General features: G+C 60.8%; 26 protein-coding genes. 10 read left to right on the top strand and 16 right to left on the bottom strand.

Annotated elements, in window-relative coordinates; translation table 11 throughout:
* Positions 1-181: 181 nt before the first annotated feature.
* The 3 genes from ABN482_RS01495 to ABN482_RS01485 all read right to left on the bottom strand — a co-directional run bounded on the left by ABN482_RS01495 (position 182) and on the right by ABN482_RS01485 (position 2,555).
* Positions 182-289, bottom strand: a complete 108-nt coding sequence (locus ABN482_RS01495) for an entericidin A/B family lipoprotein (RefSeq protein ID WP_143859618.1) — start codon at positions 287-289, stop codon at positions 182-184.
* Positions 290-418: 129 nt separating this feature from the next.
* Positions 419-1,645 (bottom strand): YncE family protein, encoded by a 1,227-nt coding sequence (locus tag ABN482_RS01490; RefSeq protein ID WP_349502327.1) that lies wholly within the window; start codon positions 1,643-1,645, stop codon positions 419-421.
* A gap of 55 nt (positions 1,646-1,700) precedes the next feature.
* Positions 1,701-2,555 (bottom strand): ChaN family lipoprotein, encoded by an 855-nt coding sequence (locus tag ABN482_RS01485; RefSeq protein WP_349502326.1) that lies wholly within the window; start codon positions 2,553-2,555, stop codon positions 1,701-1,703.
* A 113-nt stretch (positions 2,556-2,668) separates the two neighbouring features.
* On the opposite strand from ABN482_RS01485, the gene ABN482_RS01480 reads away from it, so the two are divergent.
* The 4 genes from ABN482_RS01480 to ABN482_RS01465 all read left to right on the top strand — a co-directional run bounded on the left by ABN482_RS01480 (position 2,669) and on the right by ABN482_RS01465 (position 7,235).
* The gene (locus ABN482_RS01480) at positions 2,669-3,172 is read left to right on the top strand and encodes a sigma-70 family RNA polymerase sigma factor (protein ID WP_349502325.1); all 504 of its coding nucleotides are present in this window, start codon (positions 2,669-2,671) and stop codon (positions 3,170-3,172) included.
* Entirely contained in the window at positions 3,169-4,176 is a 1,008-nt protein-coding gene (locus ABN482_RS01475; RefSeq protein ID WP_349502324.1) for a FecR family protein, read from the top strand. Before ABN482_RS01480 ends, ABN482_RS01475 begins: the two co-directional genes overlap by 4 nt.
* An 81-nt stretch (positions 4,177-4,257) precedes the next feature.
* Positions 4,258-6,771, top strand: a complete 2,514-nt coding sequence (locus tag ABN482_RS01470; protein ID WP_349502323.1) for a TonB-dependent receptor — start codon at positions 4,258-4,260, stop codon at positions 6,769-6,771.
* A 116-nt stretch (positions 6,772-6,887) separates the two neighbouring features.
* Positions 6,888-7,235: a colicin E1 family microcin immunity protein gene (locus tag ABN482_RS01465; RefSeq protein WP_349502322.1), complete on the top strand. Its 348-nt coding sequence runs from the start codon at positions 6,888-6,890 to the stop codon at positions 7,233-7,235.
* 75 nt (positions 7,236-7,310) lie between these two features.
* Here the strand turns inward: ABN482_RS01465 and ABN482_RS01460 are convergent, their stop codons facing one another.
* From ABN482_RS01460 to ABN482_RS01435, 6 genes are read right to left on the bottom strand one after another with little or no spacing between them, the layout of a single operon-like run.
* Entirely contained in the window at positions 7,311-8,609 is a 1,299-nt protein-coding gene (locus ABN482_RS01460; RefSeq protein ID WP_349502321.1) for an NAD(P)/FAD-dependent oxidoreductase, read from the bottom strand.
* Between the two features lie 4 nt (positions 8,610-8,613).
* Positions 8,614-9,462: a VOC family protein gene (locus ABN482_RS01455; protein ID WP_349502320.1), complete on the bottom strand. Its 849-nt coding sequence runs from the start codon at positions 9,460-9,462 to the stop codon at positions 8,614-8,616.
* Positions 9,463-9,504: 42 nt separating this feature from the next.
* Positions 9,505-11,142, bottom strand: a complete 1,638-nt coding sequence (locus ABN482_RS01450) for an ABC transporter ATP-binding protein (protein ID WP_349502319.1) — start codon at positions 11,140-11,142, stop codon at positions 9,505-9,507.
* Complete coding sequence (locus ABN482_RS01445; RefSeq protein ID WP_109060120.1) at positions 11,139-11,969, bottom strand: ABC transporter permease; 831 nt, start codon at positions 11,967-11,969, stop codon at positions 11,139-11,141. The genes ABN482_RS01450 and ABN482_RS01445 overlap by 4 nt, the downstream gene beginning before the upstream one ends.
* A gap of 3 nt (positions 11,970-11,972) precedes the next feature.
* Positions 11,973-12,950 (bottom strand): ABC transporter permease, encoded by a 978-nt coding sequence (locus tag ABN482_RS01440; RefSeq protein ID WP_349502328.1) that lies wholly within the window; start codon positions 12,948-12,950, stop codon positions 11,973-11,975.
* Positions 12,951-12,971: 21 nt separating this feature from the next.
* Positions 12,972-14,591: an ABC transporter substrate-binding protein gene (locus ABN482_RS01435; RefSeq protein ID WP_349502318.1), complete on the bottom strand. Its 1,620-nt coding sequence runs from the start codon at positions 14,589-14,591 to the stop codon at positions 12,972-12,974.
* Between the two features lie 435 nt (positions 14,592-15,026).
* Here ABN482_RS01435 and ABN482_RS01430 point away from each other — a divergent pair, with 435 nt between their 5' ends.
* Complete coding sequence (locus ABN482_RS01430; RefSeq protein WP_349502317.1) at positions 15,027-16,505, top strand: inorganic phosphate transporter; 1,479 nt, start codon at positions 15,027-15,029, stop codon at positions 16,503-16,505.
* A gap of 85 nt (positions 16,506-16,590) precedes the next feature.
* Here the strand turns inward: ABN482_RS01430 and ABN482_RS01425 are convergent, their stop codons facing one another.
* Positions 16,591-17,547 (bottom strand): DnaJ C-terminal domain-containing protein, encoded by a 957-nt coding sequence (locus tag ABN482_RS01425; RefSeq protein ID WP_349502316.1) that lies wholly within the window; start codon positions 17,545-17,547, stop codon positions 16,591-16,593.
* 193 nt (positions 17,548-17,740) lie between these two features.
* On the opposite strand from ABN482_RS01425, the gene ABN482_RS01420 reads away from it, so the two are divergent.
* Both ABN482_RS01420 and ABN482_RS01415 read left to right on the top strand, forming a co-directional pair.
* Positions 17,741-18,196, top strand: a complete 456-nt coding sequence (locus ABN482_RS01420; protein WP_349502315.1) for an Hsp20/alpha crystallin family protein — start codon at positions 17,741-17,743, stop codon at positions 18,194-18,196.
* Between the two features lie 2 nt (positions 18,197-18,198).
* The gene (locus tag ABN482_RS01415) at positions 18,199-18,582 is read left to right on the top strand and encodes an Hsp20/alpha crystallin family protein (protein ID WP_349502314.1); all 384 of its coding nucleotides are present in this window, start codon (positions 18,199-18,201) and stop codon (positions 18,580-18,582) included.
* Positions 18,583-18,654: 72 nt separating this feature from the next.
* On the opposite strand, the gene ABN482_RS01410 is transcribed toward ABN482_RS01415, so the two are convergent.
* On the bottom strand, positions 18,655-19,557 hold the full coding sequence (locus ABN482_RS01410) for a LysR family transcriptional regulator (RefSeq protein ID WP_349502313.1): 903 nt from the start codon (positions 19,555-19,557) through the stop codon (positions 18,655-18,657).
* A gap of 182 nt (positions 19,558-19,739) precedes the next feature.
* Between ABN482_RS01410 and ABN482_RS01405 the strand changes: the two genes are divergently transcribed.
* Entirely contained in the window at positions 19,740-20,546 is an 807-nt protein-coding gene (locus ABN482_RS01405; RefSeq protein WP_349502312.1) for a type 1 glutamine amidotransferase domain-containing protein, read from the top strand.
* Here ABN482_RS01405 and ABN482_RS01400 read toward each other — a convergent pair.
* Positions 20,491-21,174, bottom strand: a complete 684-nt coding sequence (locus tag ABN482_RS01400) for a DJ-1/PfpI family protein (protein ID WP_349502311.1) — start codon at positions 21,172-21,174, stop codon at positions 20,491-20,493. The two genes, ABN482_RS01405 and ABN482_RS01400, sit on opposite strands and share 56 nt — an antisense overlap.
* 148 nt (positions 21,175-21,322) lie before the next feature.
* Here ABN482_RS01400 and poxB point away from each other — a divergent pair, with 148 nt between their 5' ends.
* On the top strand, positions 21,323-23,041 hold the full coding sequence (gene poxB, locus ABN482_RS01395) for a ubiquinone-dependent pyruvate dehydrogenase (RefSeq protein ID WP_349502310.1): 1,719 nt from the start codon (positions 21,323-21,325) through the stop codon (positions 23,039-23,041).
* The gene (locus tag ABN482_RS01390) at positions 23,038-23,325 is read left to right on the top strand and encodes a hypothetical protein (RefSeq protein WP_349502309.1); all 288 of its coding nucleotides are present in this window, start codon (positions 23,038-23,040) and stop codon (positions 23,323-23,325) included. The genes poxB and ABN482_RS01390 overlap by 4 nt, the downstream gene beginning before the upstream one ends.
* Here ABN482_RS01390 and ABN482_RS01385 read toward each other — a convergent pair.
* The 4 genes from ABN482_RS01385 to gap all read right to left on the bottom strand — a co-directional run bounded on the left by ABN482_RS01385 (position 23,319) and on the right by gap (position 26,487).
* Positions 23,319-23,654, bottom strand: a complete 336-nt coding sequence (locus ABN482_RS01385) for a helix-turn-helix domain-containing protein (RefSeq protein WP_349502308.1) — start codon at positions 23,652-23,654, stop codon at positions 23,319-23,321. The genes ABN482_RS01390 and ABN482_RS01385 overlap by 7 nt on opposite strands.
* Positions 23,651-23,989 (bottom strand): type II toxin-antitoxin system RelE/ParE family toxin, encoded by a 339-nt coding sequence (locus tag ABN482_RS01380; RefSeq protein WP_349502307.1) that lies wholly within the window; start codon positions 23,987-23,989, stop codon positions 23,651-23,653. The genes ABN482_RS01385 and ABN482_RS01380 overlap by 4 nt, the downstream gene beginning before the upstream one ends.
* 268 nt (positions 23,990-24,257) lie before the next feature.
* The gene (locus tag ABN482_RS01375; RefSeq protein ID WP_349502306.1) at positions 24,258-25,457 is read right to left on the bottom strand and encodes a phosphoglycerate kinase; all 1,200 of its coding nucleotides are present in this window, start codon (positions 25,455-25,457) and stop codon (positions 24,258-24,260) included.
* Between the two features lie 16 nt (positions 25,458-25,473).
* Complete coding sequence (gap, locus tag ABN482_RS01370) at positions 25,474-26,487, bottom strand: type I glyceraldehyde-3-phosphate dehydrogenase (protein ID WP_349502305.1); 1,014 nt, start codon at positions 26,485-26,487, stop codon at positions 25,474-25,476.
* Between the last annotated feature and the right edge of the window lie 7 nt (positions 26,488-26,494).

Genomic DNA, 26,494 nt, shown 5'->3' with positions numbered 1-26,494 from the left:
GAAACGAGGGCCATGAAGAATTCTCCGAAGATGAATGGATGAAGTCCGTTGCCTCGCAATGCGGCCAAACCTCGATTTTAGGCAAAAAAGCGCCCGCTGGCCGGACAAGCCGGCCAGCGGGCTGCATGGAATTGTAAAGCGGCGGGTGGACAGGATACCGCCCAGCCCGCGCACCTGCGCCTTACTTGTCTGCAGCGTTCTGGATTGCCTCGCCACCGCGCTCGATGTCCTTGCCCACGCCGGACACGGTATTGCAGCCGGCTGCCAATACGGTCGCACACAGCAGCATGGCCAGGCCGGTTTTCTTGGCAATTTTCTGCATCATGGTATCTCTCCTTGTCATTGACGTACGCAGGGATTTCAGTCTATCCAGACTGGCCGCATCAGGCAAGCGCCACGATGCGGCGGGTCGCATTTCCTAGTGCCCCGGCGCTGCGACCGGCTGATCCCGGTCCAGGGAGATGCGCAGCACCTGCTCCCGCGCACCCTCGACGAACTCTTCCGGGTTCCACTGCTTGCTGAATCCCTGCTTGAGGCCGACATACAGTGCGTCGCCATCGGCAGACTGTGCCATCATGTTGGGAAAGACATGGCCCGGAATGCGCTTGGTGAGCTGATACGTCTTGCCATCGACCACGCCGATCGTGCCGCCAAAGAAATTACTGACATATATCTCGTCATGCTTGCGGTTGTAGGCCAGCGTGACCGCGCCCTCGCCAGTCGGCACGAAAGCGGTCTGCGCGCCGGTTTTCAGGTCGAACACATACAGGCCATCCTGTTCGCCTTCGTTCTCCTCATCGGGCTGGTGAATGAATTGCGAGGCAAAGATGCGCCCACCCTGCGCATCGACCGCCAGGCCCACCAGGTTATTGATGCGGGGCTGGGTCTGATCCAGCGAAATATGGCGAATCACCTGACGGCTGACCGGATCGATCTCGTTGATATAGTCGCGGCCGGCGGTATAGAGATGCTGGGAAACGGGGTCCAGTGTCAGTGCATATCCCACCGATGGGAACGCACCCTCGACCTCGCCCTTGAGTTGCAGCGTCTGGCCATCGAGCACCAGCAGCCGATAGACCGATTGTCGGGACTCTCCTTCGCCAACCTTGCCGATATAGGCCACGAACAGCTCGCCGGTCCTGTCGTTGTAGACCATGTGACGAAGATGCTCATCCTGGGGTGCACTGGGCTCGACATGCAGGCGCTCACTGGTCACAGCCACCTTGCCATCTTGCGGCGATACCCGGCTGACGCGCAGCGAAGCCGCCTGGGTATGCCCCACGTACAGCCATTTCCCGGCACCATCCTGTGCCAGCGAAAAAGCCCGGTATGGCATTTCGTAGCGCCCCTTGACCTGCATGGTTTCACCATCGAAGGCATACAGATAGCCCCGGTTCTCATCACGCCGCACCCGGTCGATCACTGCCCCGAAAACCGCGCCTGTCGGTGCGTTGAACTGCAATTCATACACCCCCTCCTCCGGCTCCTGCAGATAATTGGTGCGCATCCAGAAGCGATCCTTGTCGGAGACAGGCGGCGATGCCCCGAAAGCCGAGGACAGCGCCAACAGGCAGGCCAGTCCCGCCGTCAGTGCTCCCTTGAGGGGCTTGGACAGGCGATGCGATGAAAGATGATGGGTCGTCATTGAAGTGATACAGCTTGGTTGAGGTAATTCAGGTACGGCAGGCAAGTGCTGCGCGTCAGCCGGTGATCCACAGATAATCCGCATGCGAGGTATCGGCGTCGGACTCCTGGGTCAGGAGCAGCAACACCCTGACAGCCGACTCGGGCTGATCCGGCCATTGATCGCGCAGGTGCATGGCAACCCCTACATCCTTGAGCGCGTGGATGTTGCCGGCAAACAGCACGCTGGGTTTGGGTGCAGCAATCAGCGTATCCGCCATGCGACGATCCCGCCACATCTGCGCGGCAATCATGCCGGGCATCTGCTTCTCGGTTCCGGCATGGCTGCCACCGATATACCCTGCCAGCGTGTCGGCCACCGCAGGTCGCTCGCTCAACGCCCCCAGGGGTCGCGTTTGTCGCGCCATGATCCGGCGCATTTCATCCGCGTCGAAATTACCGGCCAGCACGGGCTGTGGCTGGCTGAGCAGCGCGATGACCAGGTTGCCGTAAAGCGGCCAGGGCCAGCCATCCTGCCAGTCCAGCCGACGCCGCAAGGTGCCGGCATCCGGCACCGGTTGTGTCTGCAACTCGTGTTGCAGTTCATTCAGGGCAGGCTGCTGGGAGGGCCGTGCCATTTCCAGCACATAGCTGCCTGCCGGGCGCTGCTCAGGCAGCGTACGCACCAGCCACTCCTCGATCTGGTGGTGCCGGAGATTGTCATGATCTTCGCCCACGATCAGTACCTGGGCAGCCGCCAGTTCGGACAGCAATGCGTCCGGGGTCAGGCGGGCACCATCGGCCAGGCGCACGACATACCCCTGGGCCACGGCCTGCTGCAATACGGCCTGATGTTGCCGGGGATCAGGCGCATGCTGACAGGCTGCCAGCAAAGAAGTCAGCACAAGGAACGACAACAGGCGCGAGATCATTTTTACCAACTCAAAAATATAATTATATTGCATTCTCATTTGCATTAAAATTCCATTATCAATAGCGTGTCAAGCAAAACACTGGAACGACGCCCGTCTCACGATTGCATCGCATGGTTTCTCCCGCTCCACATCCTGATATCGAACAGATCTACCAGGCACACCAACCCTGGCTGAAATCATGGCTGGGACGCAAGCTGGGGGACATCCATTGCGCGTCGGATATCGTCCAGGATGTTTTTGTGCGCCTGCTGTCGCGCAGCGACCCAACCCCCATCAAGGAACCGCGTGCACTGCTGACAACCATTGCCCAGCGCGTGCTGGCCAGCCACTGGCGCCGTGAGCAACTGGAGCGCGCCTACCTGGATGCCCTGGCGCAACAACCCGTGCCATTGGCGCTGTCTCCCGAAGCGCATTCCATCCTTCTGGAAACCCTGCACGAAGTCGATCAACTGTTGCAGGGCTTGCCCCAGGCTGTCCGGCAGGCTTTCCTGCTGAGCCAACTGGACGGACTGAAGCAGGCAGAGATTGCCGCCGTGATGGGCATCTCCCTGACCACGGTCAAGCGCTATCTGGTGCGTGCCGCCATGCAATGCTATTTTGACCAGTCAGCATGACCACACCGCACGCCGTTGCAGAGCAGGCCATCCAGTGGCTGCTTGCCTTGCAGGAAAACCCTGGCAGCGCCAGCCTGCTCAGGGAGTGGCAAGCCTGGCACGATGCCAATCCTGCACACGCCCAGGCCTGGCAACGCATCGCCACGTTGCACGGCCGCCTGCAAGGCATTCAGCATACCGCGCCGGCCTCGGCAGGCGCAGCACGCAATGCCCTGCTCACCCGGCCCGCCAACCCGCGCCGACGCGCCATGGCCGGCTCACTGGCCCTACTGCTGAGTGGCGGCCTCGGCTGGCTGGCCTATGACAGCCAGCCAGGCCAGCGCCTGCTGGCCCAGGAGCGCACCCGCAAAGGCGAACAGCGGCAAAGACATCTGGAAGATGGCACGACATTGACCCTGGCACCAGACACGGCCTTGAATATCCACTACGACGACCAGATGCGTGTCATCGAGCTTCTGGCCGGCGAGATTTTCGTGGAGACAGGACACGCTACCGGCGACCTCCGTCCATTCATGGTGCGCACTCGACATGGTCTGGCCCAGGCGCTGGGCACCCGCTACTCGGTTCGCCTGCTGCCAAGCGCGGCAACAGCACCTCATCCAGCCACCCAGGTATCGGTCTTCGAAGGTCGGGTCAGACTGCAGGCCAGCCAGCCAGGCACTACGGACACCCAGCCTTATATCCTGGAGAGCGGCGAGCAGAGCGTGATGCATCCTGATCGCTACGATCTTCGTCAGCCCGCCGATGCCGGCCGGGCCAGTTGGCCCGATGGCATCCTGCTGGCCCGCGACATGCGATTGGCCGACCTGTTGCACGAACTGGGTGCCTACGCCCCGTTTGAACTGGACTGCGCCCCTGCGCTGGCCGATCTGCGACTATCGGGCTCCTATCCGCTGGCTGCGCCGGAAGATGCCATCTACAGCCTGGCCAGAATGCTCCACCTCAAGGTCGAGGATCAACGTCGCGGTCTGCTCTGGACAACGCGTACGCTCTATCTTTCATGAAAACGCAGATGCAAATGGTCTGTTTTTTCATTTCGTGCGACATGGAATGGGTAAACCCTGAAAACATCGATCCGATTCCATATGAGCCGTCCCTTGAGTGCCTCGCCCTGCCAACCTTTGCGCCCCATCCCTCTTCGCGCTTCATCGCTGCACCGTGCCGTGCTGCAAGCCCTGCTCCTGCTGGCCCCCCTGACAACCATCGCGCAAACCACCACAGCTGATGCCGCCACGACAGAAACCCGCCATGCCGCCCTCATGCTCGACCTGGCAGCAGGCCCGCTGGACCAGGTACTCAACACCTTCGGCAGACAGGCTGGCCTGCTGCTGACCTATCCCAGCGACATGGTTGCAGGCAAACAGAGCCCAGGTCTGCAGGGTCGCTACAGCAATCCCGAAGCGGCACTCACGGCATTGCTGGAGAACACCGGGCTGTATGCCGTCGCCACACAGCACAACGGCTTCATGCTGCAACGCACGAACACCATCCAGCGCAATAACGTGGCACGCATGGATACCCTGACCGTAACGGGCACCTATGAAACTGCCGGTGCCCACAGCACACGCACGCTCAACCAGAACATGCAGAGCCTGGATGCCACCTTGCGCAGCATGGCCGGCACCTATACCCAGCTCGATCCGCTGCAGGCTGCCGTCAGCGTCAACATCCGCGGCATGAGCGGCCTGGGGCGGGTCAACACCATGATCGATGGCGTGACCCAGACCTTTTTTGGCGTCGCCCCGGCCGGCTACCACGGCAATGGAGCCAACAGCGGCGCAGGTGCCCTGATCGATCCGAACTTCCTGGTCGGCGTGGATGTCACACGCGGCAGCAGTGCGGGCTCCCAGGGGATCAATGCGCTGGCCGGCAGTGCCAACATGCGTACGCTGGGCGTGGATGACATTCTGTTCGAAGAGCGCAACACGGGGGTCATGGGCCGGTTTTCCGTAGGCAGCAATGGCCTGGGGCGCAGCGGGATGGTGGCCGTGGCAGGCCGCACCCCCTTTTCCGACACCGGCAGCATAGGCGGTCTGGTAGGCATCAGCGGCAGCACCGTACATGCCACCTACAGCAACGGCAGCGGGCGGAGCAGCAGCGAATTCCTGGGCGAAGATACCCAGTTCATGAAACAGCATCCACGCTCACAACTCTACAAGCTGGAAATCCGTCCCGACAGCGACAACTACTTTGAATTGAGCGGGCGTACCTATACCAACACATTCAACCGGCGCGATCTCGACAGCGAAGACTACTACCTGAAGTACGGCTATTCGCCCAGTTCCGATCTGGTGAACGTAAGCGCCCAGATCAGCAACAGCCGCTCCCGGCAGGATTATGAATACGGTGCCATCAGCACCTATAGTCATACCGCGATCCGCAATCGCGCCAATGCCTTCGACCTGAGCAACCTCAGCCGTTTTGCATGGAACGATTATGAGCTGGACCTGCGACTGGGGGGCAAGTTCACAGACACCACATACAGTCGCTCAGCCGTTCGTGAATTCGAGGATGAAGGCCGCAACGGATTCATGCCGGCCGGCCGGCAGAAGATTTCCTCGCTGTACAGCACGCTGGCCCTGCGGCACGACATCTACCAACTGGACCTGGGTCTGAACTACACCCGCAGCAATGTCATCGGCAACAAGCCGGCCTGCCCGGACACGATACGCTGCTTTCCCCAGGGTGCCGCCCGGCTGAACCTGACCGACACGGCCATCAATCCTTCTGCGACACTGGCTGTGCAGGTTGCTCCCTGGCTGCGCCCATTCGTATCCTACAGTCAATCATCGCGCGCGCCGAATGTGCAGGAGGTCTTTTTCTCCAATGAGGGTGGTGGTTCCATGAACCCATTCCTGAAACCCGAAGAGGCCGAAACCTGGCAAGTCGGCTTCGATATCTTCAAGCAGGGACTGCTGACGGAAAAGGATACCTTCCAGCTCAAGGCACTGGCCTACCGAACCCGAATCAAGAACTACATCACCGGCGAGTCGTTCTTCCTGTGCTACGACGGTTCCCGCTGTCAGGATATTGACAACTCATATGCCGATTTCAACGCGCAGATATCCATCAATTCGCTGACTCCCGTCACCACGCGTGGCTACGAAATCGAAGCCAGCTACGATGCCGGCATGGTCTATGCCAGCCTGAGCTGGAGCAAGCAGAAAACCGACCAGCCCACCTCGATTGTCAGTACGACGCAAATGGGGTTCGGCTATAGCGATATGGCCGACCTACCCAGCAGCTATGCCACCTTGGATGTCGGCGCACGGTTCCTGGATCGCACGCTGGTTATAGGCGGTCTGGCCAAGTTCACTGGCAAATCGAGACGTCTCAGCACTGAGGGCATCAATATCGATACCAACCGTGTCGAGAAAGAAGATATGCCCAGCATCCCCACGATTTTCGATATCTACGCCAGCTACCAGCTTTCCCGCAACGTGATGCTGCGTGCCAGCGTCCAGAATGTGGGCAACAAGGATTACGCCGAAGCGCTCAACCGCATGAACCAGGATCTCTACTATGCCCAAGAAGGTGTATCAGTCAATACAACGGCACGCGGCCGGACTTATATGGTGAGTACGGAAATACGCTTCTAGAGCTTGTCCAAGACGTACACGGACACCTGGAGCAGAGGGGCGGAGCATCACAGATTGTGTTGCGCCCCTGTATCGGTTGCTCAACGCACATAGCGAGACGGAGCGAAGAGCATTAAATGAACATTAAATACTATCTAAAAAATTCAGCAGTGACTTTTTTATTGACTGCTTTTATCTATTGGGAGTCATGGAATGTGGAATGGGAAAATAAAATAATTTTTTTAACAATAGCTACCCCAACCGCTCTACTTTATCCGTTTTCAAAATACTTAATGGGGAAATTTGCAGTACGTATTGCAGGCAATGATTTTTGGGACAAACTTATCTCAGGTAACGGCCCTGCAGGAACGCGCGGAGTGGCTTTTTGCTTTATGTTATGCCTGATTTTTTCTATCCCGCTAGGAATTTTGTGCGTTCTCTTTGAAATAAAAAAAGCCGCTAAAAAACATTATTTTAGCGACTGATATTGAAAAAAACAGACTCGGAACCGGTCTCGGCGTTTTGTAATACGCCTCTCCCGACAGATCGCGCCGCGTCGATCACACTTCCCTGCGATCACGCCAGCGATAGCGCAACAATTCCAGCGTCGCCACCTTCCTGACCACCCCATGCAGTGGAACGGCCTTGGGCTGCGTGCGAGGAATGTCGAGGTCGTCGCTGCTTCGGCCCTGCGCCGCCTCTGCCAGCATTTTGCCGGCAGCCACCGCCAGTGCCACACCCCGGCCATTGAAGCCGGTCAGGGCCACGACACCGGGGGCCAGCTCATGCAGATGCGGCAGGAAATCCAGCGTGATCCCGACGTGGCCGAACCAGCCATGCTCAAAGCGCCAGTCCTGCCCCAGATGTGGAAACACGCGCGCCAGACGTGCACGGATGCGCGACTCCAGGCGCGGTCGCCATGCCGCGGGTACAGCCAGCACGCCCCCGGACACCAGCCGCCCATCCACGGTCGGCCGTGCAAAGTGCATGTCCCCTCGCGTGTCAGAAATGGCCACCTGCCCTGGCAGGACCTGGGCACGCACCGACTCGGGCAGTACCGAAGTCGCCAACTGGTAGAACTGCACCGGCACGACCGAATGCTGCAAGGCAGGAAACAGGCCATCGGCATAGGCATCCGTCGTCACCACCACCCGTTGCGCCTGCACGGCTCCCTTGGCCGTACGCACCTGCCAGCTGGGCTGGGCTGCCTCGACCTTGAGCGCGGCAGACTGCACGTAGATCTGCGCACCTGCCGCCTGGGCAGCCGCAGCCAGTCCGCGCACCAGTTTCAGGGGATGGACATGCCCCCCGTCGTGCGCGATCCAGCCACCAAAATATTCCGTGGCACCGCTCAGCGCCTGTACGCCAGCAGCATCCAGCTCACTGACGCTGGCCCCCAGCGCCTGCCACTGCCGGGCGCGCTGGACAGCCTGACGTGCACGCCCCGGCGAATGGGCAGGCTGGATCCAGCCCTGCTGCACCGCCTCGCACGCTATCCCCAGTTCACGGATCAGGTCGAAGGTGAATGCGGCCGAGCCGGCCACGAAACGGGCCATGCGTTCGCCGCGTACATCGCCATAATGGCGACGCAAGTCGTCAGGGAAGGCGCGGGTCAGCGCCGGAATCACCATGCCATTGTTGCGCCCGGCCCCACCATGCCCGATATCGCCTGCCTCCAGCACCACGACCGAGCGGCCCTCGCGGGCCAGGTGCAGGGCGGTCGACAGGCCGGCATAACCGGCACCGATGACGACGACATCGGCCGATACCGTATCCTGCAGGACAGGAAACACGGATGTCGCCACATCACTTGCTTGCCAGTAGGAGTCACTGACGGGCTGTTGCCAGGGCAAGGTCATGTGATCACTCCACCAGCAGCAGCGCCACGCCGGAAGCCTGCGAAGCAGGCACCAGGATGCCGTCAGGCTGGCGCTCGAAAGGCACGCCATTGGCTTCCAGCACGCGGGCGGCGTCCTGCAGCGAGCGGGTCTGCAATTCCAGCCCAACCTTGCGATCGGCACCATCCGGTCCCAGTTCGATCTCAGTGCCAAAAATGGCGCGCGCACGCGCCAGCGTCAGAAACTCGACACTGGCCTGCCCGGTTCTGAGACGCAGGCCGCCTTCGATCGATTCCAGTTCCGAGGCCTCGAACACCTTGGCCAGCACGGCACTGGCTGCCTGCAGGTCCTGCGAGGCAATCACGACCCGCTTGACGGCATAGACACCATTGGCATGCTGCTGCCAGGGCGCATGCCAGACCAGATCCGGATCCAGGTGCTGGCAGAAGAAAATGCGGCCGCTGGGCGTCGTCGCCAGATCCAGGTGCAGCGTGCGAAAACGCGCATCGCGCAACGTGCCATCGGTCAGTTCGACCGGACGGTGAAATGCCTGCGGTGCGTCGCTCATCAAAGCAACATCGCGCGCCTGCAGCGGGGCCACCAGCGCATCGGCGTCATCGGTCTTGAAGATCAGTCCGGCCAGCCCTTGCTGCGTACCCCACACACCGGCAACGCGGCCGGCATTCTGCGGCTCGTAACCCAGCAGTTCGAGGTAATCGTTCTCGAAGATCGCCAGGTGGTTGCTGGACCCCAGCGAGTGATGGCCACGCGGTGTCAGGGTAAAGCCAAGCCGCGCATATTGACGGGCAGCCTCGTCCAGTTGGTCGTTGACATTGACCAGCACATGGTCGATAAGCGGAAATTTGAGCGACATACGCCCTCCTGGTTCGAATTTTGAAACTGCAGACAAGTCGCCTCAGGCAACCTGCGACACATCCGCCGCAGCAACACGTGGCGGCTGCCAGTGACGACCGGGAACGGCGTCCAGCAACGCACGCGTGTATTCATGCTGAGGATTGGAGAATACTGCAGCCGCCGGGCCATGCTCGACGACCACGCCGTTTTTCATGACGGCCACCTGATCGCATATCTGGGCTGCGACCCGCAGGTCATGCGTGATGAACAGCAACGACAGTCCCAGCCGCTCGCGCAGGCTGGCCAGCAGGTCCAGCACCTGGGCCTGCACGGACACATCGAGTGCCGAAACCGGTTCGTCTGCCACCAGGATACGCGGCTCCAGCGCCAGCGCACGGGCCAGGCCGATACGCTGGCGCTGCCCTCCAGAAAACTCGTGCGGAAATCGGTTCGTCGCTTCCGGATCGAGGCCGACCAGCGCAAAAAGCTCCCGTGCCCTGGCCAGGGCCTGCTCGCGCGGCGTGCCATGCACCACCAGCCCCTGTGCCACGATATCGCCGACCTTGCGGCGAGGATTCAGGGAACCATACGGATCCTGGAACACCATCTGCACATGCCGGGCATGCTGGCGCAATTGCTTGCGACTGAGTGCCGCCAGGTCCATGCCCTCGAAACGGATTTCGCCGCTATCGGGATCGAGCAGCCGGACAATGCAGCGGGCCAGGGTCGATTTGCCCGAACCGCTTTCACCGACGATACCCAGGGTGCCGCCCTTTGGCAGAGTCAGGCTGACGTCATTGACGGCATGTGTCAAACGACGCCGGCTCTTGATCAGGCCGCCACTGCGATAGGTCTTGCTGACATGGGAGGCCACCAGGATGGGCTCGCCACCGTGCTCGCGCACCGGCGGCGGCTCCAGCGGCGGCACGGCCGAAATCAGTGCCTGCGTATAGGCATGAGCCGGCGCGTTCAGCACCTGCTGGGCAGCACCGTACTCCACCAGGTGCCCCTGCTGCATCACGGCGACCTGGTCGGCAATCTCTGCCACCACGCCAAAATCGTGCGTAATGAACAGCACGGCTGTACCCTTGCGGGCCTGCATTTCGCGGATCAGGTGCAGAATCTGCGCCTGTGTCGTCACGTCCAGTGCCGTGGTCGGCTCGTCGGCAATCAGCAGGCTGGGCTCCAGGGCCAGAGCCATGGCAATCATGGCGCGCTGGCGCTGTCCGCCCGACAGCTCATGGGGATAGGCACGCGCTGCCCGCTCGGGGTCGGGAATATGCACATCCGCCAGCAGGTCCAGCACCCGCTTGCGGATCTCCCCGCGCCCCAGGTGGGTGTGTGTGCGAAACATCTCGCCAATCTGGTCGCCGATCCTGCGCAGGGGATTGAGCGCAGTCATCGGTTCCTGGAAAATCATGCCGATCTGCGCCCCGCGCACCGTGCGCATGCGGGCCTCGTCAAAGGCCAGCAGATCCTCGCCCTGGAACAGGATGCGGCCCTGGCTGGCACGCACTTCAGGCGGCAACAGGCCCATGATCGCACCTGCGGTCATCGACTTGCCGGAACCGCTCTCGCCGACTACGCACAGGGTCTGCCCCTGCGCCAGTTCGAACGAAACATCGGTCAGCGCATAGGGCCGGTCCGCGCCGGCGGGCAGATCCACCTGCAACGATTGCAATGCAAGTAAAGTGCTCATCGCTTTTTCAACCTGGGATTCAGTGCGTCATTGAGCCCCTGCCCCACCAGCGATACCGCCAGCACGGTCAACAGGATGGCAAAGCCCGGAATGGCCGATACGTACCACTGCACGCGCAGCACCCCTCTGCCCCCCCCGATCAGGTTGCCCCAGGACGGCACGTTGGGATCGGACAGGTTGAGAAACGCCAGGGCACTCTCGAGCAGGATCGCCACTGCCATGATGACGCTGGCGTAGACGATCACCGGCGGCAATGCATTGGGCAGGATTTCCCGGAAGATGAGCGCGCCATCCGTCAGCCCCAGCGTCCGCCCGGCCTGGACGAACTCGCGGTTGCGAAAGGACATGAATTCGGCCCGCGTCAGCCGCGCAGCCGGCGGCCAGGACACCACCCCGATGGCGATGATGACCGTCTCCAGCTGTGAGCCGAAGACCGCCACCAGCACCAGCAGCAGCAGAAAATTCGGCAGGATCTGGAAAGCCTCGGTCACCCGCATCAGGATATCGTCGATCACGCCACCGTAGTAGCCGGAAATCGCCCCGACCACGATGCCGATCACGATCGCCAGCACGGTGGCGACCAGCCCGATCAGCAGCGTGACACGGGCACCATGAAAAATCTGCGCGGCAATATCACGCCCGGTATGGTCCGTGCCCAGCGGAAAGGCCGGATTGGTGAACGGCCACTGCAGCGGCCGCCCTGCCAGGCCCAGCGGATTCTTGGGAAAGAAGATGTCTGCCGTCAGGGCCAGGCTGATAATCGCCAGCAGCAGTACCAGGCCGATGACGGCAGCCGGACTGCGCAGGTAGTTACGTAGGAACTGCATGATTCAATGTCCCGTGTTGATGCGGGGATCCAGCCGGCTGTAGATCAGGTCGACCACGAAATTGATGACGATCACCAGGATGGCAGACACGAACACCACACCCAGCAGGGTGTTCAGGTCGCGCTGCATCACCGATTCGTAGGCCAGCCGGCCCAAGCCCGGCAAGGCGAACACGCTCTCGACCACCACCGAACCACCCAGCATCGTACCGGCCTGCAGACCGACCAGCGTCACCATCGGCAGCATCGCATTGCGCAGGACATGGCGTACCACCACGGCGTTCTCGCTCAGACCCTTGGCGCGGGCCGTGCGCACGAAATCCAGTGTCGAGACTTCCAGCATCGACGCCCGCATGATCCGCAGGTAGACCGCCAGGAAAATCAGTGCCAACGTCAACGTCGGCAGCACCAGGTGCCAGGCAATATCGAGTACCAGCGCCCAGCCCTCCAGTCCAGCCCCGATCGTGCCGAAACCGCCGGCAGGCAACCAACTGAGATAGACGGCAAAGACGAAAATCCCCATCAGCCCGAACCAGAACGAGGGCGTGGCGTAGAACACCAGGCCCAGCGTGGAGATCAGCGTATCCTGCCACTTGTTGACACGCCGGGCTGCAATCACGCCCAGCACCATGCCGAAGGCAAAGGACAGCGCCAGTGCGGAACCCATCAGCAGCAGGGTTGCCGGCAACCGCTCGATGATGACATCGGCCACCGGCTTGCCATAGATGGCAGACTCGCCCAGGTCCAGATGCACCAGCCGCCACAGGTAATCACCCAGCCGCGTGGTGGTGGACTGGTCAAGCTGGTAGTGCCGACGCAGTTCCTCGATCATGGTGGCATCGGCACCGCCCACCTGGGCGACCAATGCATCCACGGTATCCCCGGGTGCCAGTTGCAACAGCAGGAACAGGCCGGCCAGGATAATCAGCAGGGCCGGGATGGCGGCAGCCAGCCGCCGTCCGACCAGGGAAAGGAAATGCATCATGTCGGCGTACTTCTTTCTTTACTTTGCGATCCAGGTGTCATGCCAGCTGCTCGAGGGCCAGCGTGCCACATTATGGTCGTTGCCGACCTTCTTGCTGACGACCGAGAAGAACTCCCGCTCGACGGCGAACCAGAGAGGGAACTCCTCGTTCACCTGTTCGACCAGTTCCACGTACAGCGCGCGCCGCTTTTCCGGATCGATCTCGGATGCCGCGTCATCGACCAGTTGATCGACCTTGTCGGATTGCCAGCCGTACTGGTTGGTCCAGGGCGAACCGGCCGGGCTGCCGGAGCGTACCCAGACGGTCGTGGAGACATGGGGGTCACCGCGATACTGGTTCCAGCCGGTCGCGATATCGAAATCGTACGAGGTATAGACCGCATGCAGCGCGCCGGCATAATCGTGATTGGCAATCTCGACCTTGATGCCGACTTCGGCCAGCGACTGCTGGATAAAGGTCGCAAACAGCGGCACATCCTCACCATTGGGAATCTGCACCAGTTTCAACGTGAAGCGCTCACCCTTGCTATTGCGAGGATAGCCGGCCTCGTCCAGAAGCGCCTCGGCGCGCGCGCGATCGAACGGATAGGGTTGCTTGCTGTTGGGCGGATAGAACTTGGCCGACGAGGAAGGAATAATGCCGGTCGCCGGCTTGCCCTGGCCATAGAGGAAGTTCTCGATGAAGAACGGCACGTCGATTGCATGGGCAATGGCGCGACGCACACGAACGTCGGCAATTTCCTTGCGACGGAAGTTGAACTCCACCGTATTGAAGAACTGGTTGGCCTCTGAGCCCTTGCTGGTCACTTCGAAGTCCGGATTGCTGCTGAGGCGATCCAGGTCAGCCAGCGTCAGTTGCGAATAGGCGCTCAACTGCACCTGACCGGTTTCCAGCGCGGCCGTGGCGGCCGACTTGTCGGTGATGATGCGCCAGACGATACGGTCGAGGTAGGGTTCGCCTTCGCGCCAGTAGTCGGGGTTGCGCTCGGCAATGATGTACTGGCCACGCTGGTATTCGACGAAACGGAACGGGCCGGTACCGATCGGCGCGGTGTTGGCCGGATTCTCGAGCACGTTGGTGCCTTCATAGACATGACGCGGCACCACATAGCCCAGGTCGGCCAGGGCACGCAGCAGCAGATCCTCGGGAATCGGACGGGAATAGTGGAACACGGCCGTGTAATCGTCCGGCGTGTCCACGGCTTCCAGGTTCTGCTGCAGGCCGGTCGAGAAATTCAGGTGCTTCTTCCACAGTTCCAGCGCGTTGTACTGGACGTCGGCAGAGGTAAAGGGCTTGCCGTCATGCCATTTGACGCCCTCGCGCAACTTGAACGTCACGGTCTTGCCATCCGGGCTGGATTCCCAGGACGTGGCCAACTGCGGCACGACCTTGCCATCGGCATCCAGATCGACCAGCGACTCGATGATCTTGCTGGTCACGATATAGACCCCGGTCGAGGCACGCAGGGACGGATTCAGGATGCGCTGCTCGGAGCCCAGGTGCACATTCAGCACACCACCGCGAACCGGCGCTGCTGCATTGCCCGTGACTGCCTCGGCCATGACAAGATGCGGCCAGAGAGGGGCCGCAATCAAGGCGCCGGACATCGCCAACCATTCACGACGGGTGATTGCCATTTCGTCAAACTCCAGTAATTTGCATAGAAGGAAGCGTTAGTCTAGATCCCGCTTCTTATCCTATAAAATTATTTATAGCGATTCTTATATTATTTTTTGCAATATAAGAATCCCGCGATCCATACCCGGCATGCCACATCACGCAGCATTTTTCCAAAACAGGAATGGAAGACGCAAAAGGGGAGCTGATTCTATTCCAGCATCCAAATAACCATAAATAATCAAAAATTATTAGCTTATGACCAAATGAAGTTAGCCATCGACGCAGCGCTCATCATCTCGAGCATGTACACAAGACCGGCAAAACGACGGCAGCCTGCCATCGCCTCCCCCTTGAGAACCCTTCTTTACATAGTGATGGCAATTGATCTTTCTCGTCACGGACACGTCATTTATCTGCAATAATCGCGCATCTTCATTTAGCCAACATCTCCCATGCCCGATCTGTTCACCGGCCTGGATCCCTGGGTCGCAGCCAGTCTCGTCCTGGCGCTGACCTTCGTGCTCGCCTTCGAATTCATCAACGGTTTCCACGATACGGCCAACGCCGTTGCCACCGTCATCTACACCAAGGCCATGCCCCCCTACCTGGCGGTGGTCGCATCCGGTATCTTCAATTTCCTCGGCGTACTGCTGGGCGGCGTGGGTGTCGCCTATGCGATTGTCCACCTGCTGCCCGTCGAACTGCTCGTCAACGTCGATACCGGACGCGGGCTGGCGATGGTCTTTGCCATGCTGTCGGCCGCCATCATCTGGAATCTGGCCACCTGGTATGTCGGCCTGCCGGCCTCCAGTTCACATACCCTGATCGGCTCCATCCTGGGCGTGGGTCTGGCCAATGCGCTGATGACCGACCTGCCGCTGGGCAGTGGCGTCAACTGGGGCAAGGCCATGGATATCGGACTGTCGCTGATCATGTCGCCGATAGCGGGCTTCCTGGCAGCCGGCGGCCTGTTCCTGCTGCTGCGCCGTTACCTGCCACTGTCCAAGATGCACAAGACGCCCGAGCAGCGCCGCGAAACCGAGAACAAGAAACACCCGCCATTCTGGAATCGGGTCGCCCTGATCTTCTCGGCCATGGCCGTCAGCTTCGTGCATGGTTCCAACGACGGCCAGAAAGGCATCGGCCTGGTCATGCTGGTACTGATCGGCATCGTGCCCGCCAACTATGTACTGAATATCGAAAGCACCCCGTACCAGATTCAGCGCACACAGGACGCCGCCGCGCATCTCAGTACCTTCTACCTGCGCAATGGCGAACTGCTCAACGGCTATCTGGGCCAATCGGCAAATACCCTCGCAGACCCCGACACGCCCCAGCATTTCCGCTGCGAAGCAAGCCAGACCATGCAGACGCTCGAAGCCCTGCAACAGGCCCTGCATGGTGCAACCAGCTATACGGAACTGTCGCCGGATGAGCGCATCCGGGTACGCCGCTACCTGCTTTGCCTGGATGACACGGCCAAGAAAGTCAGCCAGGACAGCAGCCTGCCTGCCGCCGAGCGCAACGATCTCAACCGGCTGCGCAGCGACCTGACTGCCACTACCGAGTATGCCCCGCTGTGGGTCATCGTGGCAATTGCCCTCGCGCTGGGTGCTGGCACCATGATCGGCTGGCGTCGCGTAGTACTGACCGTAGGTGAAAAAATCGGTCGCCAGGGCATGACCTATGCCCAGGGCATGAGTGCCCAGGTCACGGCAGCCTGCGCCATCGGCGTGGCCAATGTCTTCAGCCTGCCCGTCTCGACCACCCACGTGTTGTCGTCGGGCGTGGCTGGCACCATGGTAGCCAACAAGAGCGGCCTGCAGACAAGCACCATACGCAGCATCCTGCTGGCCTGGGCCATGACGCTGCCTATCTCGATTGGACTGGCCGCCCTGTTCTTCTGGATCGGCGTCCAGTTCACGGGCTGATGCAAAAAAAGGCGGCCCTCCATGGACCGCCCTTGTTGCATCGGATATTGCGCGATACCCCGCAAAGGCCATCGCCCGCCATCATTCAGAGCCTGGCGCGCGGATCGAACTTCAGATCGTGTGCCATCTGTTCATAGAGCGCCCTGGCCTGCGGTGTATCGGCCGGCGGCACCACCACCTGCAACTCGAGATACAGGTCACCCGCCGGCTTGCCGGGAATGCCACGCCCACGCAGGCGCAGGCGACGTCCACTGGCAGTGCCTTCCGGCACCGTGACCTCCACCCGTCCACCCGGCGTCGGTACCTCGATATCGGCACCCAGCGCGGCCTCCCAGGGTGCAATCGGCACGATCATGGTCAGATCACGCCCCTCGACGCGGTAGCGGGCATGGGGCCGGAACTTGATTTCAAGATAGAGATCCCCTGCCGGACCGCCGCCCAGTCCGGGATCGCCCTGCCCCGCCAGCCGGATCCGCTGACCTTCATGCACGCCGGCAGGAATACGCACCGACAGCGTCCGTTGCTGCATCGATGACTGCCCATGTGCATCGGTCTGCATCGCGCGCAGTCCGATCTCGCGCTGGGCACCGTGCAATGCATCGTCGAGGTCGATCTCGATCACGGTATGGCGATCCTCGCCGCGTGTACGGAAGCCCCCCCCGGCACTGCGAGGATGCCCACCCATGCCAGCGCCACCCATGCCGCCAAAAAAAGCCGAGAAGAAGTCGCTGAAATCACCCTGTGCTCCGCCGGGCCCGGCCTGTCCGCCACGAAACCCGCCACCGCGCTCCCAGCCCGGCGGCGGATTGAAGCCGCCGCCCTGGGCATAGCCTGCGCCAAGCTGGTCATAGGCGGCCCGCTTTTCGGCGTCGCTCAGTACGGTATGGGCTTCGTTGATCTCGCGCATACGCGCTTCGGCATCGGCCTCGGTGCTGACATCGGGATGATATTTGCGCGCCAGCTTGCGATAGGCACGGCGGATATCATCAGCGGACGCATCTCGGGCGACACCCAGAATTTCATAATAGTCCTTGAATTCCATGTGCTTTCACCTGGTCAACTGCCTGTATGTCGAATGGGTTCCATATGGGGCCTTTGCAGCCGATATCAAGGCATGATTTTTCGTAATGCGAAAAAATTGTCTGCCCTCTTGAAAGCCTGCCAGGCGATCCCATTATCGGTTCATGCGGTGCTGGAGGGCCAGCACCATCACTGTCAAGACACTGGAGAATCGCATGTTCCACACATCCGCAGGTTCACCCTACGCACTCTTCGGCGATCTGGACCGGCTGCACCGCAGCCTGAGTCAGGCGCTGGCAGGCAGGGGATCTGACATCCGTTCGGGAACCCAGGGTGCCTTCCCGTCGGTCAATATCGGCCGCACCGCCACGGCCGTCGAAATCTATGCCTTCCTGCCCGGCGTGGCCCCGGACAGGGTGGAAGTCAACCTCGACCGGGGCCTGCTGTCCATTTCCGGCGAACGCGACACGAGTCTGCCTGCCGCAGAAGGGGAAAAGCGTACGACGCATGCCCAGGAACGCACCAGCGGCAAATTCCGGCGCACCATCAGCTTGCCGGACAATATCGACCCGGCTCGCGTCAGCGCACGCTATCGGCATGGCGTGCTGCAGATTTCGGCACCGCTGCGTGAATCCGCCCAACCCCGTCGCATCGATATCCAGGGAGCCTGAACATGACTGAAAAACATACCCCCACCCGTCGCGAAGCCTCCGATACCAGCCGCGAAACCTGGCTGGTGCCGCAGGTGGACATCCATGAGGATGACAGCGGCCTGACCCTGCTGGCCGATCTGCCGGGTGTTCCCAAGGACCGCCTGACATTGCGCGTGGAAGGTGACGCACTGCACATCGAAGGCGAGATCGCCGTCGATGCGCCGGCCGATCTGTCGTCGGTCCTGGCCGAAGTGCAGGTGCCACGCTACCGCCGCAGCTTCACGCTGAGCCGTGAACTCGACAGCGCCGGCATCCAGGCCGCTCTCAACGATGGCGTGCTGCACCTGCGCATTCCCAAGCTGGCGGATGCACAGCCACGCAGGATCGACATCCAGGTAGCCTGACACGCTTTGGTTCCCTTGCTGGTGTGACGGGCCCGTATCCAGGACACACCCGCCGCACCAGCAAACCGTGCTTCAGCGATTCAGCACCTGGGCACAGATCTCGATGAAAGCCCGCAATTTGGGTTGATTCCTGGCAGATTTTGGAAAGTACAGAAAGAGTCCATCCCGACCCGGCGAGCATTCGAGCAGAGCGGGCTCCAGCGTACCTGCCGCCAGTTCACGCGACGTATGAAAAGTCGATGAATAGATCAGGCCCTGCCCAAGGGCTGCCAGACTGCGCATCAACTCGCCATCATTGACCGTGATCGCGCCTGCCGGATCGAACCGAACGGACTCCCCGTTCTCGAGGAACTCCCAGCGATATATATCACCTTTTTCCGGCCGCCTGAACACAATGCACTCGTGCGTCACCAGGTCGCCAACTGCACGCGGCCGCCCCTTGCGCCGGAAATAGTCCGGCGAGCCGAACACGGCCCAGCTGAACGCTTTGGCGATCCTGACGGCGATCATGTCCTGTGCAATATAGGAGCCGATGGAAATACCGGCATCGTAGCCCTCGCTCACGAAGTCATCGTGGCGATTACTGACCGTGATGTCCAGCCGCAGATTCGGCCAGGCCTGTCTGAACACAGGCAGCACCGGTTCCAGGACGTGAGGCAAGGCAAGCCGCTCGACCAGCAACCGCAACGTACCGGAAGGCTCCCTGGCTGACTGCGCAGCATCCTCCAGGCCACTGGCGATGACATGGGCCGCAGGCTCGACCCTGGCCAGCAGTTCGGCCCCAGCCTCCGTCAGGGCCATCCTGCGCGTCGTACGCTGGAAAAGGGGAACGCCCAGCCGCTGCTCCAGGCGCTGCAATGACTGGCTGACGGCCCCCGGTGTTTTACCCAGATCGTGTGCAGCCTGGCGAACACTGAGCCGCTTTGCAATCGCCAGAAACTCGGGCAGGCCGTCAAACAGATGATTCGTACTCATTGCATGCCTCTGGGAAATCTATCGTGTCCAGTCAGTCTCAAGATACCAGCTTAGCCACAAATTTTCACCACAATCGAATAGCATTAAGATAAAAAATTAAACAGACCATTCAGCGTCAGGGGGCTGTTCCCGACGCTCGTCATCCCTAGAATGACCGGACACTATTTGTTCCGGAGAACACCATGTCGATTGCCAAGTCCCTGTTCATCATTGCATGTACAGTGCTCTCACTCTCATCGCCTGCCTCGGCCACGCCAGCACAGCGCCCTCGGGATGCCGATAAGGTATTGATCGTCGTCTCGAGCCTGGACAAAAAAACCGAAAGTCTGGTGGGGGGATACTGGTTCCCGGAACTGACCCATCCAGTTGAAGTCTTGACTGAAGCAGGCATAGCGTATGACGTCGCCAGCCCGCAAGGAGGCTTCGCTCCCTTCGACGGCTTTGACCTGAAAGATCCCGTCAGCATGAAAATCTGGGTGGATCCCGAACATCGCAACAAACTGGGCAACACACTCAAGCTGGCTGACGTGAATCCTGCCGATTACGATGCCATTCTGCTGATTGGCGGGCACGGCCCGATGTGGGATTTCGTCAACAGTCCAGAATTGGCCCGGATCGTTCGCACCATCTATGAAAATGACGGCATCGTCAGTGCCATATGCCACGGGCCAGCAGGGCTGATCGACGTCCAGCTCAACAATGGTTCCTTGCTCATAGACGGGCGCAGACTGACTGCATTCACGGCCGAAGAGGAAGCCTCCCGCCAATACGACAAAATCGTTCCTTTCGAACTGGAAGCCGCCCTCAAAAATGCAGGCGCAACATTCGAAGAAGCGCCGATCTTTGAAAGCAAGGTGGTCATAGACGGACGCCTTATCACCGGACAAAATCCGGCATCAGCAACAGCGCTTGGAGAAGCGCTCGTCACGGCACTCAAGAACGCTCCCGAAGCGCCCGCGCAGCCTGGGCAACCGCCTCGGCCCGAATAGCCAGCCGCGCACCGGCAGCCTCCCTGCAGCGCTGCACGATATGCGCCGGTGACGTGCCGGGTGTGCCACCAGAGAAAGGCGGCGCAGGATCATACTCGATCTGCAACTGGATCTGCCGGGCGGTATCCTCATCAAACAGGCTGGCAATCACCTGGATGGCCATGTCGATACCGGATGTCACCCCACCCGAGGTAAAGACATTGCCATCCACGCACAAGCGGGAATCATCAGGCGTCGCGCCGAACTCGGCCAGCAGTTCCCGCGCCAGCCAGTGACTGGCAGCACGCCTGCCGCGCAGCAGCCCCGCAGCGCCCAGCAACAGAGAACCAGTACAGATACCAAAAACATAGCGAGCCTGCGCACCCTGGCGGGCCGTGAACTCAACCCACTGCGGATCCAGCAGGGCATCATCGGTCCCCGGCCCACCTGGCACGACCAGCAGGTCGCAGGGACGTGCCTGCGCCATCGTAACCGTTGGCAGCAGGGCCAGGCCCCGGTCGGATCGTACCGGTGCCATCGACGCAGCCACCAGATCGACATGCACGCCCGGCGCACGGGCCAGGACCTCGTACGGTCCGGTCAGATCAAGCAGGGTTACAGCAGGGAACAGCAGAAAATTGACTTGCATGACGGCACCTTTCTACAGAATCCAGAGTCCAGCCGCTAGCGTAACCGCAGACAGGGGTGCCGTGTTTTGCGCCATAATGAAAAAACATGCAGTTCCCCATCCGGGCGCAGCCTGATCGCGCCCGCATCCCCCCTGAAATGGAGCGTCCATGTCGAACACCATCGCAGACTACCTTGCCGAAACCCTTGCCGCCGCGGGCGTCGAACGTATCTGGGGCGTCACAGGCGACAGCCTCAACGGGCTGTCCGACAGCATGCGTCGTCTCGGCAATTTGCGCTGGATGCACACCCGCCACGAAGAGGTCGCGGCCTTTGCTGCCGGAGCCGAAGCCGCCGAAACCGGCCGCCTGGCGGTATGTGCCGGCAGTTGCGGGCCTGGCAACCTGCATCTGATCAACGGGCTTTACGATTGCCATCGCAACCAGGTACCCGTGCTCGCAATTGCCGCGCAGATTCCATCGACAGAAGTTGGCCTGGGCTACTTCCAGGAAACCCATCCGCAGGAACTCTTCAAGGAATGCAGCCATTACGTGGAACTGGTCAGTCATGCCAGCCAGTTGCCGCGCGTGCTGGAGCGGGCCATGCGCACGGCCATCGGACAGCGTGGCGTCGCCGTGATCGTGCTGCCAGGCGACGTTGCCCTGAGCGAAGCACCGTTCGCCCCACAGCCATGGCACGATGTTGCACCCGCCAGCCTGGTACCTGACGATGCGGAACTCGACCGGCTGGCGGCCCTGCTCAACGAATCAGCAGCCGTCACACTCATGTGCGGCAGCGGCTGCGCCGGCGCACATGCCGAAGTCGTGGCGCTGGCCGACACGCTGGCCGCACCGGTCGTGCACGCCCTGCGAGGCAAGGAATACATCGAGTACGACAACCCCAACAGCGTCGGCATGACCGGTCTGATCGGCTTCAGCTCCGGCTATCACGCCATGGAATCGTGCGATACCCTGCTGCTGCTGGGCACCGACTTTCCCTATCGCAATTTCTATCCCTCCAAGGCCAGGATCGCGCAGATCGACCGCAACCCCGGCAACCTGGGCAAGCGCGCCCCCCTCACCCTGGGCCTGAATGGCGACATCCGGCCCACGCTGGCGGCGCTGCTGCCGCGCCTGCATCGCAAAAACGAGCGGCGCTTTCTGGAAAAAGCGCTGGCGCATTATGCCGAGGCCCGCAAGGATCTGGATGCCCTGGCACGACCGGCTCCCCAGGGCCGTCCTATCCATCCACAATACCTGACCAAGGTCATTGACCATGCTGCCGCAGAAAATGCCATCTTCAGCGCGGATGTCGGCACCCCGACCCTGTGGGCCGCCCGCTATCTGACCATGAATGGCCAGCGACGCCTGCACGGCTCCTTCAACCACGGCTCCATGGCCAATGCCATGCCCCAGGCACTGGGCGCACAGGCGGCCCAGCCTGACCGCCAGGTCATTGCCCTGTGTGGCGACGGCGGCCTGTCCATGTTGCTGGGCGATCTGCTGAGCGCGCGCCAGCTCGACCTGCCCATTAAAATCGTGGTCTACAACAACAGTTCGCTGGGCTTCGTCGCCATGGAAATGAAGACCGCCGGCTTTCCCGAAACCGGTACGGACTTCGTCGATACGGACTATGCCGCCATCGCGCGCGGTGCCGGCCTGCATGCGATCCGCGTCACCGATTCGGAAGCGTTGCCCGAAGCCGTGGTCGCCTTCCTTGCACATCCCGGTCCGGCGCTGCTGGATGTCGTGACCGACAAGCACGAACTGGCGCTGCCGCCCAAGGTCACGCTGGCCCAGGCCAAGGGCTTCAGCCTGTACATGCTGCGTGCCGTGCTGAGCGGACGCGGTGACGAAGTGCTGGAGGTCGCCAAAACCAATCTGCGATGAATACACCACCTACCACCATCACACAGGAGCAAGTGCTGGCATTCGCTGTTTACGAAATACGCCAGTTACTTGCCCAGCATCTTGGCAATGACGGGGCATCCGATCCGGCTATTCGTGCTGCAGCACATTTGGCGTATGCCTTGCACAATCAGGCCAGCGCCATTCTGGAAGGCAAGCATGTGCCTCCCCGGCAGTCCATCGCCGCCATCGAGAAAGTCGATCAGATGCTGGCTACCGACTTTCGAAAACGCTTGTCTGATTACAGCAAACCTTTGGCTTACTGACCCACGGCCACTCGAACAGGCTTGCCGATACGGCTCAACATTTCGACCAACGCATCAATCGTAAATTTGGCGCTCTTGCGATTCACGACATCCGACACACGCGGGCGCGAAACCATCAGTATGTCAGCAGCATCCGCTTGTTTCAGCTGATGTTGTCGTATCCACATCGCCAACTCATTCATAAGATCTTCCTTGATACGCTTCGTATCATCGATCTGCTTTTTTGATGCCATGAGCAGCCTCTCGGCCTCATCGGGTGCAAACCCCAACTCCAGAAACAGATTCGCAGTTGATTTGGTCACATGACGAATTTCTGTATCAATTTTCATGATTTTTGCTTTCTCAAGTTGATGATGCCACGATAGCGAACTTCTGCTATCTGCTTATCCCGCACACTCGTCAGCTGAGTCTTTTTCTGGAAGCAGTGCAGCACATACAGTGCCTCCTCGAACTTGGCAACGTACAGCACTCTGAAGATGCCATACGCTTCACGGATACGGATTTCACGAACTCCCGTCCCGGCTGCGTCAAATGGTTTCCAGTCCTCAGGTTCCAGACCCGCCTGAATCTTGCTCAGTTGAAAACCCGCCTGCCGACGAACGCCAGCAGGAAAAGACAATAAATCATCGTAAGCTGACCCGACCCAATAAATATCTTTCGGCATGCTACGCATCCGTATAAAATTTTATACAAAGATCATAGATAGCACCATCCCATCGATACGCAAAAGTCGCATTCTGCCCATTTCAAGAATTTCCGGCACCATGACCTGAACATAGCGCATGACCTGCGAAAAAATCCCATTGAGTGCGCAGATTATGCGCAGTGAACCGCGCCGCGAGGCTGCATGCAGCATAAAAAAATGCCAGTCGGTAAAACCGACTGGCATTTTTCTTTCGCAGCAGTTCCAGAGTGGGAATCCTCTACAGCGATCAGCCTGCAGCCCGCTCCTGCAACACCGCCACGGCCGGCAACGTCTTGCCTTCGAGGAACTCCAGGAAAGCCCCTCCTCCGGTCGAGATGTAGCTGACCTGATCGGCAATGCCGAACTTGGCAATGGCCGCCAGCGTATCTCCGCCCCCCGCAATCGAGAAGGCATCCGAGTCGGCAATGGCCCGGGCAATCTGCTCGGTACCGTTGGCAAACTGCGGCAGTTCGAATACGCCTACCGGACCGTTCCAGACGATGGTGCCCGCATGGCGCAGAATTTCCGCCAGGGTGGCCGCGGTTTCCGGCCCGATGTCCAGGATCATGTCATCTTCGGCCACGTCCTCGACGCGCTTGATCACGGCTTCGGCATCCGCCCCGAACGACTTGGCGCAGACCACGTCGGTCGGTACCGGCACTTCGGCACCATGGGCGCGCATGCGTTCGATGACGGCACGCGCCTGCTCGACCTGGTCAGGCTCGGCCAGCGAGGCACCAATGCGAAATCCCTGCGCCAGCAGAAAGGTATTGGCAATACCGCCGCCCACGATCAGGCGATCCACTTTCTGCGCCAGGGCATCAAGGATAGACAGCTTGGTTGATACCTTGGAACCACCCACGATAGCCACCAGCGGCTGGCGCGGTGCCTCGAGCGCCTGCGACAGCGCATCCAGCTCGGCAGCCAGCAGCGGGCCGGCGCAGGCCACGGGCGCGAAACGGGCAATACCGTGCGTGGTGGCCTCGGCGCGATGTGCCGTGCCGAAGGCATCGTTGACGTACACATCGCACAACTCGGCCATGCGACGTGCCAGTGCCTCTTCGTTCTTTTTCTCGCCGGCATTGACGCGGCAGTTCTCCAGCAGCACGACCTGTCCGGGCACCACCTGCACCCCCTTCTGGACCCAGTCCTGCACCAGATCGACCGGCTGCCCCAGCAGTTCGGTCAACCGTTGCGCCACCGTAGCGAGCGAATCGGCATCGGTCAGCTCACCTTCCTTGGGACGTCCCAGGTGAGACGTGACCATGACCGCCGCACCGGCGGCCAGTGCCATGCGAATGCCGGGCACCGAAGCGCGGATGCGGGTATCTTCGCTGATGTGACCGTGCACATCGAACGGCACGTTCAGGTCGGCGCGGATGAACACGCGCTTGTCCTTGAGCCCGCCCGACTGGGCCAGACCGGCCAGCGTCAGTACTTGAACCATGTTCCGACCCGCTCCCTCAGGCTGCTGCCATCATGGCGGCAGCGGTATCCAGCATGCGGCTGCTGTAGCCCCATTCGTTGTCATACCAGGCCGAGACCTTGACCAGCGCCCCCGACACCTTGGTCAGCGTGGAATCGAACACGCTGGATGCAGGGTGGTGGTTGAAGTCGCCCGACACCAGCGGCGCGTCGTTGTAATCAAGGATACCCTTGAGCCAGCCTTCGGAGGCCGACTTGAGGATGGCATTGATTTCTTCCACGGACGTTTCACGCGCAGCCACGAACGACAGATCGACCAGCGACACATTGATGGTCGGTACGCGGATGGCATAGCCATCCAGCTTGCCGAGCAATTCGGGCAGCACCAGGCCGATGGCCGAGGCTGCGCCGGTCTTGGTCGGGATCAGGTTGTGGGCTGCGGCGCGGGCGCGGCGCAGATCCTTGTGATAGACATCGGTCAGCACCTGATCGTTGGTGTAGGCATGCACCGTCGTCATCAGGCCGTTGACCAGGCCGATCTCGCGCTGCAGCGGTGCCACCAGCGGTGCCAGGCAGTTGGTCGTGCAGGAAGCATTGGACACCACGGTATGGCTGGCGCGCAGCACATCATGGTTGACACCATAGACCACGGTGGCGTCCACATCCTTGCCACCCGGTGCCGAGATCAGCACCTTTTTGGCACCAGCCTGCAGGTGCACACTGGCCTTTTCCTTGCTGGTGAAGGCACCGGTGCACTCCATGACCACGTCGATACCCTGGGCAGCCCAGTCGAGCGTGGCAGGATCACGGGTGGTCGTCACGGCGATGCGATCGCCATTGACGATGATGGCATCCTCGGTCGCCTCGACCTTGCCCGGGAAACGACCATGCGCCGTATCGTACTGGGTCAGGTGGGCATAGGCTGCTGCATCACCGCGGCCGCCGTTGATTGCCACGATCTGGATGTCGTGGGGATTGCCGTTTTCGTACAGGGCCCGCACGACATTGCGGCCAATGCGGCCATAACCATTGATAGCGACACGAATCGTCATCGACAGA

The sequence above is a fragment of the Corticimicrobacter sp. genome (assembly GCF_040137905.1).
Taxonomy (GTDB): Bacteria; Pseudomonadota; Gammaproteobacteria; order Burkholderiales; family Burkholderiaceae_B; genus Corticimicrobacter.
The sequence above is the reverse complement of the archived record's forward strand: the minus strand, read 5'-3'. Positions and strand labels throughout refer to the sequence as shown.